The organism is Brevibacillus aydinogluensis, assembly GCF_961514395.1.
Classification (GTDB): domain Bacteria; phylum Bacillota; class Bacilli; order Brevibacillales; family Brevibacillaceae; genus Brevibacillus; species Brevibacillus aydinogluensis.
In genome coordinates this window covers 3,654,985-3,671,832 of sequence record NZ_OY569118.1, presented here as the reverse complement: position 1 = coordinate 3,671,832, position 16,848 = coordinate 3,654,985, and the positions used below count along the sequence as shown (strand labels likewise).

Here is a 16,848-nt window from a genome sequence, read left to right as displayed (position 1 = left end):
TGGAAGTATGGATAACAAATTGGTAATCTCAAATCTTTTATTATGGGTGGTCGTCTTTATTCAAACCTTTATCCTGTTCGTTTTTGTTCGTCTGGTTGTCCAATTTTTAAATCGTTTTCGGCTGGGGGACATCCGGTTAGAGCCGCAAACTTTAGCCAAAGGAGACAAAGCGCCTTTTTTCCGGGAAAAGGATCAGCATGGGCAAATCGTAAGAATGCCGGATGAACAAGAAAAAAATACGTTGATGGTATTTACAAACGACATGTGCGGAACATGCAAACACGTGGTACCTGAATTAGCTCATGTAAAAAGACATTACACCGATCTCAGAATTGTTGTTGTGTCCAATCCAATCTACTACGAAGAAGGCTTGCAGGTGCCAGATGGTGTTCATCTCATTCGTTCGGATGGACTTATGAATACATACCTGATTCATTCGGTGCCAACCGCGATGCTGATCGACCGGGAAGGAATCATTTTAGCCACCCAATCCGTTTCCAGTTACGAGAATATTATGGACATGATTGGCCTATCGTCTGAAAAAGTAAGCTAGGGGGAACCAATGAGTACAGCCATCACACTTGTGGACGTGGAAAAAACCTACCATGGTGACGGTGTGGTTACCCGAGCGCTTCAATCCGTCACCTTGACGCTGGACAAAGGACAATTTACCGCAATTCTCGGCCCCTCAGGGTCGGGAAAGACGACATTGCTTACCCTGATCGGCACGCTTGACCGACCGACGGCTGGAACGATCAGATACGGTGACGTGGACGTTCTGGCGTTGAAGGGGAAGCGAATTGCCGATTTCCGTTTTGAGCACATCGGGTTCGTGTTCCAACAATTTCATCTATTGCCCGCGTTGACCGCGCTGGAGAACGTGATGGCACCGTTGTTTTCGCGAAAGGTTTCCTATGACAAAAAAGCGAGAGCACGGGAACTGCTGGCCTGGGTGGGGCTGGAGGCCAAGAGCGATGCACTGCCGTCCCAATTATCGGGCGGGGAACAGCAGCGCGTGGCGATTGCCCGTGCATTGGTCAATCGTCCGGACTGGCTGCTTGCCGATGAACCGACTGGCAATCTGGATACGAGAAACAGTGAAAACATCGTGAAACTGCTGCGAACCTATCAGCAGGAGCACGGTAGCGGCATTGTCTTGATCACGCATGATCAAACCTTAGCTGATCAAGCGGATCGGATCATCGAGATGCGCGATGGGCGAATCGTGTCCGATTCCGGGAAGGAGACGGGATGATTCAGTATATTTGGACACAGTGGTGGCGTCACCCCGAACGCTTTCTCCTGCTGCTGGTCGGAATGTTGGCCGTCAGTTCCGTTCTCAGTTACTTTATCGGCGTTACGGAGAGCAGCAGCGGCACGACCCACGATATTTTGCAAAAACGCTGGAAGGCGGCCTATCATCTGGTGGTTCGTCCCCCGGATACACGCAGTGTCACGGAACGGGACGGGCTATTGGAACCCAACTATCTGAGCGGTCTGCACGGGGGAATCAGCCTCGCGGATTACGAGGCGATCAAAAGAATGTCAGATATAGAAGTTGCCGCACCGCTGGCCCCTATCGGATACGACAGGCCCGTTTTTTCGTTTGGGAAGATCAGCAAGCCCAAACAACCGGGAATCTATCGGCATGTTGTGGAGGTATATGCCAACGATGGTGTACAACCCAATCTAATGATGCAACAGACAAGGTATTACACCGTCGGCCCTTGGAGCATGCCGACCGATTGGGAACAGGCGCTGCGTGACTATGGGGTGGAATCATGGATACTAGATGTGGGCGGAGGAATCAATCAACAACTGCTGGTTGTTGGCATCGATCCTCAGGCAGAAGCGGCGTTGGTCGGATTGGATCAAGCCGTCTTGCCGATAGGGAAAAGCCGGTATTTTACGGAACAGGACAAAGTGACAACGATAAATGTGGGAGACGGACGAAAGGTGATGCATCTGCCCATCCTGATGAGCAGCAGAATGGACAGCGACCTGAAGGTTACTTACAGGTACGAACGCTTGGATCTCCCGTTTGCGACGAGTGAAGATGCCAACCGGACGATGGAAGAGGTGAAGAAGAACGGAGGGGTTTCCTATCTGCACCAACAAAAAAGCGCTGGAGAACGGCTGGAATATGAGTTTGACTCTCGGCAGATGCACCAATTGATTATGGCCAGTTTGTCGGGCGTGGACCCTGAAACGGGACAGCCTTTTTCACGCGATGATCACGGTGGCCAGTCTGCCTCTCTCGGTGGACTAATTTTGGAAAAGCCTTCTTCGCTTTCCCTGCGAAAAGTGAGCAGTCCTTACCCAGAACGCTGGCCTTACGGGTACGAGGCGATACCGGTGCAGCCCCATATTCCGGCAGAACTTCAGACATACTTCTTAATGAAGCCCGAGCGATATCCCAACTCCTTTCGCTCCACCCATTTTTTTGTTGATTGGAAAAACCGGAAAATAACCCCTTACTGGATAGGGTTTTACGATCCCGAAAAGTTGCGTATTTCCAAAGAACCGGACAGCGAGCTGCCCATGGAAACCTATCGGCCCGCTACTGGGCGGTTGGTGCTGGACAAAAACGACAGACCATTAAATCCCCCGGTACAGGTGAAACCGACTGACAATCCGTTTGGACTTCTTACCAGTCCACCTCTGCTGTTGACTACCTTGGAAGCGGCAGCAGAGGTGTTGGGTGACAAACCGATTGCCGCGATTCGGCTGAAGGTAAAGGGAGTGCAGGAGGTAAGTGAAGAGAATAAGGAAAAACTAGAATTATTGGCGAAAGAGATCGAAAACAAGACAGGATTGATCGTCGATATCACCCTGGGATCGTCTCCCCAGCCCGTTCTCGTTCACATCCCGAAAAACGGTACGTACGACGAGTCGGGGTGGATGGAGCAGTTTTTTATCAAGCTTGGGACGGCTTTTACCCTGGTTCAGGAGACGAAGCTGGGCTTTTCCGGGGTGATTGGTATCGTGATGCTCATAGCTGTTGCCTACGTGTTCGCCACCAATCTGGTTACGCTGTACGCCCGGACAGACGAGTTCGGTCTGCTGCTTGCTGTCGGCTGGCGGCCCGGACGCGTGGCGGGCATGATGTTTGTTGAGGCGGCCCTGTTGGGGGGAGGGGCCGCGCTGGTTAGCTGGGCAATCGCGGGATTTGCTGTATGGCAGCAACAAGCAGCGGTGCCGGTGTGGCGTATTTTTTTCATCGGTTTGTGCGGTCTGGTCATTTATGTGCTTGCGGCGATTCCGGCTGCATGGCTAGTCCGCAAGATAACGCCGCACGTAATCATGCGGTATGGCGAGATGCGTCCCGTGACTCGACGGACCGTGCGGGTGAAGGGAACGTTTTCTCTGGCCTGGGGCCATTTGTTGGCAAGGTATCGCCGCAGTCTGTTGTCCGTCTTTGCCATGGCGGTGCCCACCTGCTTTCTGGTCTTTTATGAGTTTGTCACGAACCGCCTGCAGGGAGTTCTGTACACGTCGTGGCTGGGGCAGTATGTGGCCGTTGAGATCGGGGATGTCCATTACATCGCGATGATACTCGCCTTGGCACTGGCTGTGCTGACAACGGCGCAGATCATGTGGCAAAACGTCATGGAACGAAAAGCGGAACTGCTGTTGCTCAAGGCCGTCGGTTGGCGCAGCGGGGCTATTTTTCGCCTGATCGTATGGGAAGGGGTGATGTGCGGACTCCTCGCTTCCGGATGCGGGCTGGCTTTGGGATGTGCCTTGATTGCGTGGATGTACCGTCAGTTGCCCGGCCTCGATGTCCTGTGGCTGATGGGGGTCGGCTTGATTCCGATATTGGCAGCCCTCCTCGGGGCTCTTTTTCCGGCGGTAATGGCGATGCGCCTAAGGCCGGCCGCAGGCATTCGCGGATCACAACGAAATCGTCAGCGTACGGAACGGAAGCTGCAGTTGACGATTGCGGTGCTGCTGGTTTCCAGCCTGTTAGGAGCTGCAATCGGCACGACCCGGTTGTGGCAGATGAATCCCCGCCAGGAGGCAGATATATCGATTTCTGCATACGCACCCAATCAGTCAACAGGGGACGGAGCCAAAGACAGACCGGGCAAGGTTAGCGATCTGTCCGGATTTGATCCCCGTCCGGTTCCAGACGGGAGCAAAGGAACGTACCAGTTGGCTTTTCACATGGATCACAGCGGGAAATTTACGGCTGAGGCGACGATTGTGGTGGAAAACCATTCGCCGGATACCTGGGATCGCTTGCTGTTTTACTTTATTCCCAACGCGTTTACCAACGCCAACAAGCCCCATACGGTAAAGGACGCGGCCGACGTGAAGATCGTCAGCCTCCACCTGGATCGGCAGAAAACGGATTACCAGCTTACACATGATACGCTCACCATTCCCCTGACGGAGGGGATGGCACCGGGCGAAAAGCGGGAAGTACGCATCTCGTACACGTTTACGGTCCCGAAGGACGGAATTCGTTTCGCCAGGAAAGGGCAACGCTATTACCTGGCCCAGGCCTATCCGATGCTGGCTACGTACCACAACGGATGGAACAAACAGGATTTCCGGATCAGCAGCGAATCCTATCATACGGGTCATGCTGATTTTACCGTTTCCTATCACATTCCAACAGGGTATCTGTTCGTCAGTTCGTCTGATCAAGATCCGGTTGAAGCGACAGAGACGGGGCAGGTGACCATTTCTCGCGTCAGAGAAGTGTTTGCTGCGGTCGTAAACGGCCTTACCTCCGTTTCCGACAACGTAAGCGGAGTACAGATTCGCGTGTTTGGCGAGGAAGTGAACAGGGGGAAAATGGAATCGGTGCTGGCAGCCGCCAGGGAGGCCGTGCCGTTTTTCATCAACAAGATCGGCAGCTATCCCCATCGGCAACTGGACATCATGCTGGACGATGGCGCCAGTATGGAGTATCCCGGCATCGTAACCGTCGCTCCGCAAGACGACCTTGCATCATTGAGAAAAACGGTCGTTCACGAGATTGCCCATCAATGGTTCTACGCTGTTGTGGCAAACGACCCCTATCACGAGGGCTGGCTGGACGAGGGCATAACCGAATTCGCGGTCTCTCTGTTCTTGCTTGGTCACGACAAGATGACAGAGGAGGAGGTTTTCGCTCGAGCCAACCGGGCTGGTGAGAAGCCGTCCAATCTGCCGTTGAACCAGTATGACGGCGAAACCTACGGAGCGTTTTACGTCGTTCCGCCACTGCGGCTGTGGGAGTTGGTCTCCAAGTACGGCGATGTGGAAGAAGGCTGGCGTTTTCTTCGCGCGTATTACGAGAGATATGCCTATCAACAGGTGGACACCAAGGAGTTTATCCGGTTTGCGACGACCTATTTCCCGGTGACAGAGACGTATTTTTCCTCCTGGCTCAAACTGCAGTAAGGATGAAAGATGGCCAACCCAGATGTTTGCCCCCTGATTGCGTTTTGTTTTGGAGCAGATAGCTTTGACTTCGTTGCTGGCCCGTTTCCCACCTTACAAAAATGTAAGGTTCTTGAAATGTAACCCGATAGCTCGGGCAGCCGCCTGCTTTTACAATAAAGACAAATCAATTGCAAACCTTGATGGGGAAACGGGAGAAAACCATGAACACCACAAGCATGCAAAAACAATGGAATCAGCAGCGCATTTACGAAGAGTATTCCGCCAGCATTTACAGGTATTTCCGCTATCGCGTCAAAAATGTCTGGGACGTGGAGGATTTGACGACCACCGTGTTTATCAAGGTGTACGCCAAGCTGGACCAGTACGACGGGCGCCATCCGTTTGGCGCCTGGATTTATCGCATCGCCCACAATACCCTGGTTGACTACCTGCGCAAAAAGCGGGAGTGCCCGGTCGACACCGAGATGTTTGCGGCGATGAAGGCAAAAGACAAGCTGCCGGAAGAGCGGGTGCTGAGCCGGGAATCCCATGACACGCTGTGGGAAAACGTGCGGACGCTGTCTGCAGACCAACGCCGCGTCATCTCGCTGCGCTACCTGGCCGGCCTGAAAATGAACGAAATCGCGAAAGTCCTGGGCAAGTCGGAAGCGTCCGTGAAGATTCTGCACTTCCGCGGCATCCGCAAACTGCAAAAGCTCATGGCTGCCCAAGGATAGGAACCCCCCGAGGGATGGACGACAGCGCCATCCCTTTTTCGTGTGCCCGGCAAACGCGCAGGCAAATCCGGCGGGACCCGTCTATTTACTGCCGCTGGAAGTCTTTTGGTATAGTACAAACTAGGGAGTATAAGAGCGAGGTGTATGCCGATGTCGACCATCATGATCGTGGAAGACGATCCGAAGATTACGAAACTGCTGCAAAACCAGTTGGAGAAATACGGCTATCACGCGGTTACGATCGAACACTTTGACCGGGTGATGGAGGTGTTTGGCGAGGTGAAGCCCGACCTGGTGCTGCTGGACGTAAACCTGCCCAAGTACGACGGGTTTTACTGGTGCCGGCAGATTCGGCAGGTGTCCAACTGCCCGATTCTGTTCATTTCTGCGCGGGAGAGCAAGATGGACCAGGTGATGGCGCTGGAGAACGGTGCCGATGATTACATCACCAAGCCGTTTGACTACGATGTAGTGCTGGCGAAAATCCGCAGCCAGCTTCGCCGCGCCTACGGGATATACGCCGTTCAGGAAGGGGAGCGGACGGTGGAGGTAGCCGGGCTGAAGCTGTTTCCGGAGCGGATGGAGCTGGTGATCGCTGACAGAAAAGTGGAGCTGAGCAAAAAAGAGGCCCTGCTCCTGGAGGCGCTGATCAACCAGTACCCGCGTATCGTCAGCCGCGAACGCCTGCTGGAGAAGCTGTGGGACGAGCAGTTCGTGGATGAAAACACATTAAACGTGTACATTACGCGCGTGCGCAGCAAGTTGAAAGACCTGAATCTGGACGGAGCGATTGAGACGGTTCGCGGCTCCGGCTACCGCCTGCGGGTCACCTGGGAGGACGGACGATGAGGCTGTTTTGGAAAGACCAGATCGTCTTTCTCGTGTTTTTCTTTGTCCAGTTGGCATTGCTGGTGCTCATCTTTGCGCTGGCCGGCTACTGGAACCCTTTGCTGACCAGCTACGGGGTGTTTCTGTGCGCGTTTTTTGCCGGCAGCTACCTGGTCATCCGCTACCTGTTGAACCGGCAGGTCTACCAACGGCTCAGCAATCCAATCGAATCGCTGGAGGAGTTGAACCAGCACCACGGCAACGCCGCCCTGGGACGCGCGGTCGACCAGACGTTTCAGGAATTGTACCGGCTGTTTAAGGGACAGCTCCACGCCTACGAAGCGAAGCAGCGGGAGCACACGACGTTTATCCAGCAGTGGGTGCACCAGATGAAAACGCCGATCTCGGTCATTCACCTGCTGTTGCAGGATGACCCCGATCCGCGGGCGGAGAGTGTCCGCGAAGAGGTGGACCGGATCAAGCGTGGACTGGAGACGGTCTTGTACATCGCCCGGCTGGACCGGTTTGAACAGGATTTCCTCATCGAACCGGTTGTGCTTAGGCAGTTGGTCCAGGCGGTGGTGTCGGAGAACAAGCGAATGTTTATCCGCAATCAGGTGTATCCCGAAGTGAAGGTGGACGAGCGGTTTACGGTGGAGTCGGACGAGAAATGGCTGTCGTTCGTCCTGAATCAACTGCTGACCAACGCCGTCCGTTACTCCGCGGGCAAAAGCAGCAAAGTGGCCATCCTCGCCTACTCGCGCGGAATGGATGTGGTCCTGGAAGTGCGGGACAACGGCATCGGCATTCCCCCGCAGGACGTCCACCGCGTGTTTCAGCCGTACTTTACGGGGGAAAACGGCCGCCGCTACCCGGAATCGACCGGCATGGGGCTGTATTTGGTCAGGGAAATCTGCGGCCGCCTGCATCACAAGGTGGAACTGGACTCAAAGGTGGGGGAGGGCACGTCGGTGCGCATCGTCTTTTCTGCCGTCGTCCCAACCTTACAAGATCGTAAGGAGGATGAAAGCTAATTCGATAGCTTGACAGCGCGCGTGTCCGTATAGTGGGAAGTGTGGAAACAGAAGACTGCATGGGAAAATCTCAAACGAAAGGAGACGCGTATATGGACATGTTGCAAGTCAGGAAACTCAGCAAAATATACGGCGGCAAGGTCACGTATCGCGCGCTGACCGACATCGATTTTACGATTCGCAAGGGGGAGTTTGTCGGCATCATGGGGCCGTCCGGAAGCGGGAAAACGACGCTTCTTAACATGATCTCCACCATCGACAAGCCCACTTCCGGAGAGGTGCTGTTGAACGGCACCAATCCCCACCTGTTGAAAGGGAGCAGGCTGGCCCTGTTCCGCCGCCGGGAATTGGGCTTTGTCTTCCAGGATTTCAACCTGTTGGACACGCTGACCATCGGGGAAAACATCATCCTGCCGTTGACGCTGGACGGTGAAAACGTGCGCGTCATGCAGGAGAAGCTTGAAACCGTGGCAGTCAAATTGGGCATCAGCGACATCCTGGACAAGCGCACCTACGAGGTGTCAGGCGGCCAGCGGCAGCGGGCGGCCATTGCGCGGGCGATCATCCACTCGCCGTCACTCCTGCTGGCGGACGAACCGACGGGCAACCTGGATTCGAAAGCCTCCCGCAGCGTGATGGAGACGCTGGAAGCGATCAACAAGAACGACGGCACAACAATGATGATGGTCACCCACGACCCGCTGGCGGCCAGCTACTGTCACCGCGTCATTTTCATCAAGGACGGACAACTGCACAACGAGATGTACCGGGGAGAGAGCCGGCAGGCGTTTTTCCAGCAAATCATCGACGCCTTGTCTCTGTTGGGAGGGAACGCGCATGACCTTTCGGCAATTCGCGTTTAAAAACGTCTCCCGCAACAAGCGCACCTATGCCGCGTTTTTCATCAGCAGCGTCTTTTCCGTGATGATTTTCTTCATCTACGCGATGTTTATCTTCCACCCGGAGATTAAGAACGGAAATATTAACGCCAACGTGAAAATAGGCATGATAGTGGCCGAGTACATCATCTACCTGTTTTCGTTCTTTTTCCTGTTTTACTGCGTCGGTGCCTTTTTGAAAAAGCGGGAAAAAGAGTTTGGCATCCTGTTCATGCACGGCATGACCCGCTTTCAGCGCAACATGCTGATCTTCATGGAGAACTTCATCATCGGCTCGCTGTCGATTGTGTTTGGCATTGGCTTGGGGATGGTGCTGTGCAAGCTGTTCTTCCTGTTTGCCGGTTTCCTTCTGGAAGTGGAGGCGCTGCCGTTTTACTTCCCGCTCAAGGCGATTGCCTTGACGGTGGCGGCGTTCCTCTTCCTGTTTGTCGCCATCTCCGTGTGCATCGTCCTGTTTTTGAGGCGGAGCAACCTGCTGGAACTATTGCAGGGAAGCCAGCGGCCAAAACGGGAGCCGAAAGCCTCGGTCTTTCTCTCGCTGTTGGCGGCGGGGCTGCTGGGGACAGCCTACGTTTTGGCGTTTAGGGCGGACGGGATGTTCGTCCCGCTCCTGCTGCTGCCAGTCAGCGCACTGACGATTGCCGGTACCTACCTGCTGTTCACACAGTTGAGCGTGTTCATGATCCGGCTGTTGAAGCGAAACCGCCGCTTTTACTGGAAGCGCACCAACCTGGTGACCCTCTCCGATCTGGCCTACCGGGTAAAGGACAACGCGCGCATGTTTTTCCTCGTCTGCATCGTCTCCACGGTAGCGTTTTGCGCGATCGGAACGCTGGCGGCTCTGGCAAGTTCCATTGAGGAAACAGTGGTCAAGACTCATCCGTTTGCGTTTGAGTATCGGCAGTATGTGGGGAAAAAGGCGGAACAGGAATATCTGGAGAAACGTCTGGCCAAGATTGAAACGGCGTTGGCTGAAGGCGGTTTTTCCTTTGAAAAATACGCCCTGACGATGCGCTACCTGCCCGTCCCGGAAAGCGCAGACAAGCGCTACTCCGCGGTCGCCGTAGTGAAGCAGTCCGATTACAACCGCTTTGCCCGCGCGGCTGGCGCCGAGGAAGTGACAGCAGTCGAGGGAGAAGCAATCTACTACTCGCGAAGAACCGGCGAAAGGCCGATCAAGAGCGGGACGCTGCAGATCGGAAGCGCATCCCTTCAGCTCAAAAGTGGGGAAGGGGTTCCCCTGATGGATCCATTCAGGGGCGAGCCGCTCGTCGTCGTGCAGGATGAGCTGTACGACCAGGTCAAAGCGGAAAAGGAACAGCATAACTATGGCTACGTCGTGGACAACTGGAAAGAGACGAAGGTGCTCAGCGAAAAGCTGGATCAGGAATTTAGCGACGAAGACGCCATGTTGAGCGACTTTATCATGAACGACTTTTCCGCCCGCACTTCGGATTACTACATGTTGAAACAGCTGGCCAACACCAGCCTGTTTATCGGTCTCTTCGTCGGTGTCCTGTTCTTCGTCGCAGCGGCAAGCTTCCTGTACTTCCGCCTGTACACCGATTTGGAAAACGACAAGCGGCAGTACGGCGCCATCACCAGAATCGGGCTCTCCGAACAAGAGCTGTCCAAAATCGTCACGACGCAAATCGCCCTGTTGTTCTTTGCTCCCATCCTGGTGGCAATCGTCCACAGCGCCGTCGCGTTTGTGTCGCTGCAAAGCTTTTTGAAGCTGCTGTTCATCGCATCGGTCTTCAAACCGACATTGATCGTGCTGGCAAGTTTTGTGCTGGTGCAATTCGTCTACTTCTGGATTATCCGCAACCGCTACCTGTTCCACTTGAAAAAAGCGGTTTTGTAATAGAAAAAGCGATCTGCGCAGATCCCGCGCGGCAGGAGGCCCCTGCTGCCCGGGATCTTTGTTGTTGGAGAAATTTTGCAAAAACTATTGCAATAAGATGATAATCGTATTATATTATCTAAAAACAGACGATATTCGTCATGAAAATTTATTTTATTGCCGTGATATGTAATGTGTTGCGGTAAATCTGGTCGAAAAAAGGTAGTGAAGTTATGGACGAAAAATATCATCGCTCACTGTATTCCCAATTGGACGATTTGGATTACGCGATCGCCCGTAGGCTGCAGGACAATGCGCGTCTGCCGTTTACGCAGATCGCCAAGGAATTGGGTGTCACGGAAAAGACCGTACGGATTCGCGTGCAGCAGATGCAGGACGAGGGTGTGCTCAGCCTGGTCGGGATCGTCAACCCGGTCAAGGCCGGAATTACGGTGCAGTCCCTGATCCAGGTGGCCGTAGAGGCGGGGAAACTGGATGACGTGGTGGCGAAACTGCAGGACATCTACGAGGTCAGGCTGGTTGTGCTGACCACAGGCGATTACCAGTTGATGATTCAGGTGTTGAACCGCGATTACGAGGAATTGTCGCAATTTTTAATGAACAAGCTCAACAAAATCGAGGGCATCACCAAGGTCAACGTCATCAACGAACTGAAAGTACTGAAATCGCGCTTTCGCTTTATTCGTTAAAGACAATCGTTCCTGGCAGCAGGAACGGTTGCCATATTCATGCAACCCAAAGAGAAGGAGGAGGACTTATGTTGTCGCAAAAGATGGGAAAAACGCTGCTGGCAGCACTACTGGGAACAGTGCTGCTGGCGGCCGGTTGTGGAGGAGGTGGCGGCAGTCAGACAGCAGGGACCGCGCCGACCGCCGGCACAGGCAAAAAAGTGATCACCATCGGGTTGAAAGCAGATCCGCCGACGCTCGATCCAAGCACCTCCACCGCGCTGGTCGACCGCATGGTGTACGCCAGCCTTTACGACAAGCTGTTTGACATTGATCCGAGCGGCAAGATCGTGCCGATGCTGGTCAGCTCGTACGAAGTGTCGCCGGACGGCAAAACCTACACGCTCAAGCTGAAGGAGGGCGTCAAGTTCCACGACGGCACCGACTTTGACGCGGAGGCGGTCAAGTTCAACTTCGAGCGCAACATGAACGGCGAGTCATCCAGGCGCAAAAGCGAGTTGAAAGTGGTGGAAGACGTTACGGTCGTTGACCAGCACACGGTCCAGATAAAACTGAAGGAACCGTTTGCGCCGCTCATCTCCATCCTGGCCGACCGCTCGGGAATGATGGTCTCACCGGCGGCTGTCAAACAGTACGGGGACGACTTCCTCAACCATCCGGTCGGCACCGGGCCGTTCGTCTTCGTCGAGCACGTCAAAGGGGACCACGTGACGTTGAAGCGCAACGACAATTACTGGAACGGCAAGGTGAACGTGGACGAGGTCACCTACAAGGTGTTTACCAATGGCACGGCCAAGGTGCAGAACCTGCGCTCCGGCATGCTGGACATCATTGACGAGGTGCCGGTGAAGGAGATTCCGGCGATCAAGGGAGATGCCAACCTGCAGTTGGTGGCCGAACCCAGCATGGGCTACATGGGCTTTTATCTGAACAACAGCAAGCCACCGTTTGACAACAAGTACCTGCGCCAGGCCGTGGAGCGGGCCATCGACCGGGAAGCGGTGGTCAAGGTGCTGTTCAACGGCTACGCGCTGCCGGGCCGTTCGCCGTTTGCACCTGGCAATCTGGCGTACAACAGCGAGCTGGACAAGCCGGTCAAGCCGAATCCGGATGAGATCAAGCAGCTGCTGGCCAAAGGCGGCAAGCCAAACGGATTCAGCTTCAAGATGTATATCGCGACCTCGACGGAAAACGAACAATTCGGCGCCGTGATCCAAAACATGCTGAAACCGTATAACATCAACGTGCAGTTGGAAAAGTTGGAATTTGGCCAATTGATTGAAAAAGGGGATAACGGCGACTTTGAGGCACTCAACCTGGGCTGGTCCGGACGACAGGACCCCGACCAGAACTTCTACGACTTCGTCGTCACTGGCACTTCCAACAACGACGGCCGCATCAGCATTCCGAAGCTGGATGAGCTGGCTGTCGGTGCGCGAGTGGAGATTGACGAAGCGAAGCGCAGGCAGATGTACGAAGAGGCTGTCAAGATCCTGCAGGAAGAGGCGGGCTACGTCTACGTCTATCACCAGTACAACCTGCTGGCGATGAACAAGAAGATCAGCGGATTTACCTATGTGCCGGACGGCCTGATCCGCACGGCGACACTGGACAAGCAGTAATCGACACACTGTAGTGCGGGGAGGAATTGTCATGATGTTTGTGGTGAGACGTCTGCTGCTGACAATCCCGATTCTCCTACTGGTGTCGATCATGACGTTCTCCTTAATCCACCTGATCCCGGGCGATCCTGCCCGGGTCATTTTGGGACAGGAGGCGACACCGGAGGCGTATCAGGAACTGCGGGCCGAATTGGGGCTGGACAAGCCGGTTGTGGTCCAGTATGTTTCCTGGCTGGGAAAAGTGCTCCAGGGGGACCTGGGCATGTCGATTACCGACCGCGTGCCGGTCTCCGAACTGATCATACAGCGGCTGCCGGCTACCGTGGAACTGACCATTGGCACGTTTCTCGTCGCGCTTCTCATCGCTTTTCCGGCCGGCATCCTGGCAGCCGTGCGGCGGGGAACGTGGATTGACTACACCAGCACGTTTGCCGCGTTGGGTGGCATGAGCATCCCCAGTTTCTGGCTGGCGATGATGCTGATCATTTACTTCGCCGTGGAAAATCAATGGCTGCCGTCTTCGGGCTACGTGCCGTTCAGCGAAAACCCGGTGCAGAATATCATGGCGATGATTCTGCCCTGTCTGGCTACCGGCCTGCGCGAATCGGCCGTCTTGATGCGGATGCTGCGCTCATCCCTGTTGGAAGTGATCAACATGGACTTTATCCGCACGGCCAAGGCCAAGGGGCTGAACGAGGTACGCACCGTGCTCGGCCACGCGCTGCGCAACGCGCTCATTCCTGTGGTCACCACCTCCGGTCTGATGATTGCCGGCCTGCTGGGCGGGCTGGTCATCACCGAATCGATTTTTTCCATTCCCGGTTTTGGCCGGCTGATCGTGGAATCGGTGTTCAAGCGGGATTACGTCACGGTTCAGGGAGCGATCCTGGTATCGGCCATGTTGGTCGTGGTGGTAAACCTGGCGGTGGACCTCCTGTACGCTGTCATCGATCCGCGCATCAAGGCGGGGAAAGGGGCGGAAGGATCATGAACGCATGGCGAAAATTTGTGCGCAACGGCATGGGTGTTCTCGGCGGATTGATCATTCTGGCGCTGATTGTCGTCGCCATTTTCGCGGAGCAGATCGCCCCCTACGATCCCAACGAGCAGAACTATGACAAGGTGTTGATGCCGCCCAGCGCGGAACATCCGTTTGGCACGGACGATCTGGGACGGGACATCTTCTCCCGGGTCATCCACGGCTCTCGCATTTCGATTGAGGCGGCGGTCATCTCTGTCGGCATCGCCATGCTGATCGGTGTGCCCATCGGCCTTTTGTCGGGATACTACCGCGGCTTCTGGGATGAGTGGGTGGTCATGCGCACCGTGGATGCGATGCAGGCGTTTCCGTTTCTGATTCTGGCACTCGCCATCTCGGCCGTGCTCGGCTCCGGCTTCGGCAACGCCATGCTGGCGATCGGAATCGGCTTTTCTCCCGCCTTTGTCCGCATTACGCGGGGGCAGGTGCTGTCGCTTCGCAACATGGAGTACATCCAGGCGGCCCGGGCGGTGGGCGTCAAGGACAGTCGGATCATTTTCCGCCACATCCTGCCCAACGCGCTCAATCCGATCGTCATCCAGGCCACGCTGGCGATGGCGGCGGGGATCCTGGCAGAAGCCTCGCTCTCCTATCTGGGATTGGGCGTACAGCCGCCGACGCCGTCCTGGGGCAGCATGTTGAATCAGGCCCAGACGCTGATGTCCGTCGCGCCGTACGCCACTTTTTACCCCGGCATGGCGATCTTCCTGGTCGTGCTCGGCTTCAACCTGCTGGGGGATGGTCTGCAGCAAATACTTGATCCGCGGGTGCGGAAATAAACGGGGGAGGAGAGCCTCATGACGACCATACTGGAAGTGGAACAACTGAGAACGCGGTTTCGCACGGAAAACGGCGTCGTCAACGTGGTCGACGGCGTCGACTTCTCCATCCGCGCCGGCGAAACGCTTGGCGTCGTAGGCGAATCCGGCTGCGGCAAAAGCGTCACCAGCCTCTCGATCATGCGCCTGCTGCCGCCCAACGGCAGGGCGGAGGGAACGATCCGGTTCAACGGCACCAATCTGCTGGAACTGTCGGAAAAAGAGATGCAGGCGGTGCGCGGCAACGACATCTCGATGATCTTTCAGGAACCGATGACCTCGCTCAACCCGCTGCACACGGTGGGCAGGCAGATCGAGGAAGCGATCCAGCTGCACTGGAAAGTAAGCAAGGCGCAGGCCAGGGAACGGGCGATCGCGATGCTGAAAGCGGTGGGCATGCCGCGCGCGGAGGAGATCTACGGGGAGTACCCGCACCAGCTCTCCGGGGGGATGCGGCAGCGCGTCATGATCGCGATGGCGATGGCGTGCGACCCCAAGCTGATCATCGCCGACGAGCCGACGACGGCCCTGGATGTGACGATCCAGGCGCAGATTCTCGACCTGATGCGGGAACTGAAGGAGAAGACGGGCACATCAATCATGCTGATCACGCACGATCTGGGTGTCGTCGCCGAAATGTGCGACCGCGTCATCGTCATGTACGCCGGGCAGGTGGTGGAGGAGACCGACGTGGAAACGCTGTTTGAGCAGCCCAAACACCCGTACACCATCGGCCTGATGAAGTCAATTCCCGAGCTGGACGAGGAGCGGGAGTACCTGGACACCATCCCGGGCGCGGTGCCGCTGCCCCACCAGATGCCCAAGGGGTGCCGGTTTGCCCCGCGGTGCGCGCAGGCCATGCCGATCTGCCGCGAACAGCCACCCGAGCTTTTGCAGTTGGACGGCCACAAATGCCGCTGCTGGCTGTACGCAGAAGGGAGGCATGAGGCATGAAGCCGCTGTTGGAAGTAAAAGGGCTTAAGAAACACTTTCCGATCAAGTCCGGCTTTTTCAAGAAAACGACGGGATACGTGAAGGCCGTCGACGGCATCGACCTGCAGGTGTTTCCAGGGGAGACGCTTGGTATCGTGGGCGAGTCGGGGTGCGGCAAGTCGACCACCGGCCGGACCATTTTGCGGCTGCTGGAACCGACCGCAGGGGAGGTCTGGTTTGACGGCAAGGATCTCGCCAGACTGTCCAGGGAAGAGATGCGGCGCATGCGCAAGGACCTGCAGATGGTCTTTCAGGACCCGTACGCTTCGCTCAATCCGCGCATGACGATCAAGCAAATCCTAATGGAGTCGCTGGCGGTGCACAACATCGGGACGCGGGAGGAACGGCTGGCAACCATCGAAGAGATGATCGAGATCGTCGGTCTGCGCAAGGAGCACCTGAACCGGCATCCACACGATTTTTCGGGCGGCCAGCGGCAGCGCATCGGGATCGCCCGGGCGCTGGTGGTGAAGCCGAAGCTGATCATCGCGGACGAACCGGTGTCGGCGCTGGACGTCTCGATCCAGTCGCAGATTCTGAACCTGTTGAAAGATTTGAAAAAAGAGTTTAACCTGACCCTGATGTTTATCTCGCACGACTTGTCGGTCGTCAAACACCTGTGCGACCGGGTGGCCGTCATGTATCTGGGGCGGGTGGTGGAAATTGCCGACAAACGGACGCTGTTCGACAATCCCAGCCATCCGTACACGCGGGCGCTCTTGTCTGCCGTTCCCGTGGCCAAGCCGCGGCAGAAGCGGGAACGCATCCTGCTGACCGGCGACCTGCCCAGTCCGGCCAATCCGCCGAGCGGCTGCACGTTCCATCCGCGCTGCCCGCATGCGACCGACCTGTGCAAGACCAAAGCGCCGAGCCTGGCCGATATCGGGGGCGGACAGTTCGTCTCCTGCCACCTGGTACATGCAGGCGAGCTGGCGACCTGACGGCGGGA

14 protein-coding genes are annotated in these 16,848 nt (G+C 55.9%); all 14 read left to right on the top strand.

Features of this window, described 5'->3' with window-relative positions:
* Positions 1–7 precede the first annotated feature (7 nt).
* The gene (locus Q7F15_RS18115; protein WP_171567416.1) at positions 8–553 is read left to right on the top strand and encodes a TlpA family protein disulfide reductase; all 546 of its coding nucleotides are present in this window, start codon (positions 8–10) and stop codon (positions 551–553) included.
* Positions 554–562: 9 nt separating this feature from the next.
* Positions 563–1,255 (top strand): ABC transporter ATP-binding protein, encoded by a 693-nt coding sequence (locus tag Q7F15_RS18110; protein WP_171567417.1) that lies wholly within the window; start codon positions 563–565, stop codon positions 1,253–1,255.
* Positions 1,252–5,394 carry an FtsX-like permease family protein gene (locus Q7F15_RS18105; RefSeq protein ID WP_230077696.1) on the top strand — a complete coding sequence of 1,381 codons (4,143 nt, stop codon included), beginning with the start codon at positions 1,252–1,254 and terminating at the stop codon, positions 5,392–5,394. Before Q7F15_RS18110 ends, Q7F15_RS18105 begins: the two co-directional genes overlap by 4 nt.
* 203 nt (positions 5,395–5,597) lie before the next feature.
* Positions 5,598–6,113 carry a sigma-70 family RNA polymerase sigma factor gene (locus Q7F15_RS18100; RefSeq protein WP_212132240.1) on the top strand — a complete coding sequence of 172 codons (516 nt, stop codon included), beginning with the start codon at positions 5,598–5,600 and terminating at the stop codon, positions 6,111–6,113.
* 150 nt (positions 6,114–6,263) lie between these two features.
* A complete protein-coding gene (locus tag Q7F15_RS18095) occupies positions 6,264–6,962 on the top strand; it encodes a response regulator transcription factor (RefSeq protein ID WP_171567419.1) in 699 nt (232 codons plus the stop codon).
* Positions 6,959–7,975, top strand: a complete 1,017-nt coding sequence (locus Q7F15_RS18090; RefSeq protein ID WP_171567420.1) for a sensor histidine kinase — start codon at positions 6,959–6,961, stop codon at positions 7,973–7,975. Before Q7F15_RS18095 ends, Q7F15_RS18090 begins: the two co-directional genes overlap by 4 nt.
* Positions 7,976–8,067: 92 nt before the next feature.
* On the top strand, positions 8,068–8,838 hold the full coding sequence (locus Q7F15_RS18085) for an ABC transporter ATP-binding protein (protein WP_171567421.1): 771 nt from the start codon (positions 8,068–8,070) through the stop codon (positions 8,836–8,838).
* Positions 8,813–10,738 (top strand): FtsX-like permease family protein, encoded by a 1,926-nt coding sequence (locus tag Q7F15_RS18080; RefSeq protein ID WP_230077697.1) that lies wholly within the window; start codon positions 8,813–8,815, stop codon positions 10,736–10,738. The genes Q7F15_RS18085 and Q7F15_RS18080 overlap by 26 nt, the downstream gene beginning before the upstream one ends.
* A 212-nt stretch (positions 10,739–10,950) precedes the next feature.
* Positions 10,951–11,427, top strand: a complete 477-nt coding sequence (locus Q7F15_RS18075) for an Lrp/AsnC family transcriptional regulator (protein WP_171567423.1) — start codon at positions 10,951–10,953, stop codon at positions 11,425–11,427.
* A gap of 68 nt (positions 11,428–11,495) precedes the next feature.
* On the top strand, positions 11,496–13,049 hold the full coding sequence (locus tag Q7F15_RS18070; RefSeq protein ID WP_230077698.1) for an ABC transporter substrate-binding protein: 1,554 nt from the start codon (positions 11,496–11,498) through the stop codon (positions 13,047–13,049).
* 31 nt (positions 13,050–13,080) lie between these two features.
* Positions 13,081–14,040 (top strand): ABC transporter permease, encoded by a 960-nt coding sequence (locus Q7F15_RS18065; RefSeq protein WP_171567425.1) that lies wholly within the window; start codon positions 13,081–13,083, stop codon positions 14,038–14,040.
* Positions 14,037–14,867 (top strand): ABC transporter permease, encoded by an 831-nt coding sequence (locus tag Q7F15_RS18060; RefSeq protein WP_171567426.1) that lies wholly within the window; start codon positions 14,037–14,039, stop codon positions 14,865–14,867. Before Q7F15_RS18065 ends, Q7F15_RS18060 begins: the two co-directional genes overlap by 4 nt.
* A gap of 18 nt (positions 14,868–14,885) precedes the next feature.
* On the top strand, positions 14,886–15,860 hold the full coding sequence (locus Q7F15_RS18055; protein WP_171567427.1) for an ABC transporter ATP-binding protein: 975 nt from the start codon (positions 14,886–14,888) through the stop codon (positions 15,858–15,860).
* Positions 15,857–16,840: an ABC transporter ATP-binding protein gene (locus Q7F15_RS18050; RefSeq protein ID WP_304414765.1), complete on the top strand. Its 984-nt coding sequence runs from the start codon at positions 15,857–15,859 to the stop codon at positions 16,838–16,840. The genes Q7F15_RS18055 and Q7F15_RS18050 overlap by 4 nt, the downstream gene beginning before the upstream one ends.
* The last annotated feature ends 8 nt before the right edge of the window (positions 16,841–16,848 follow it).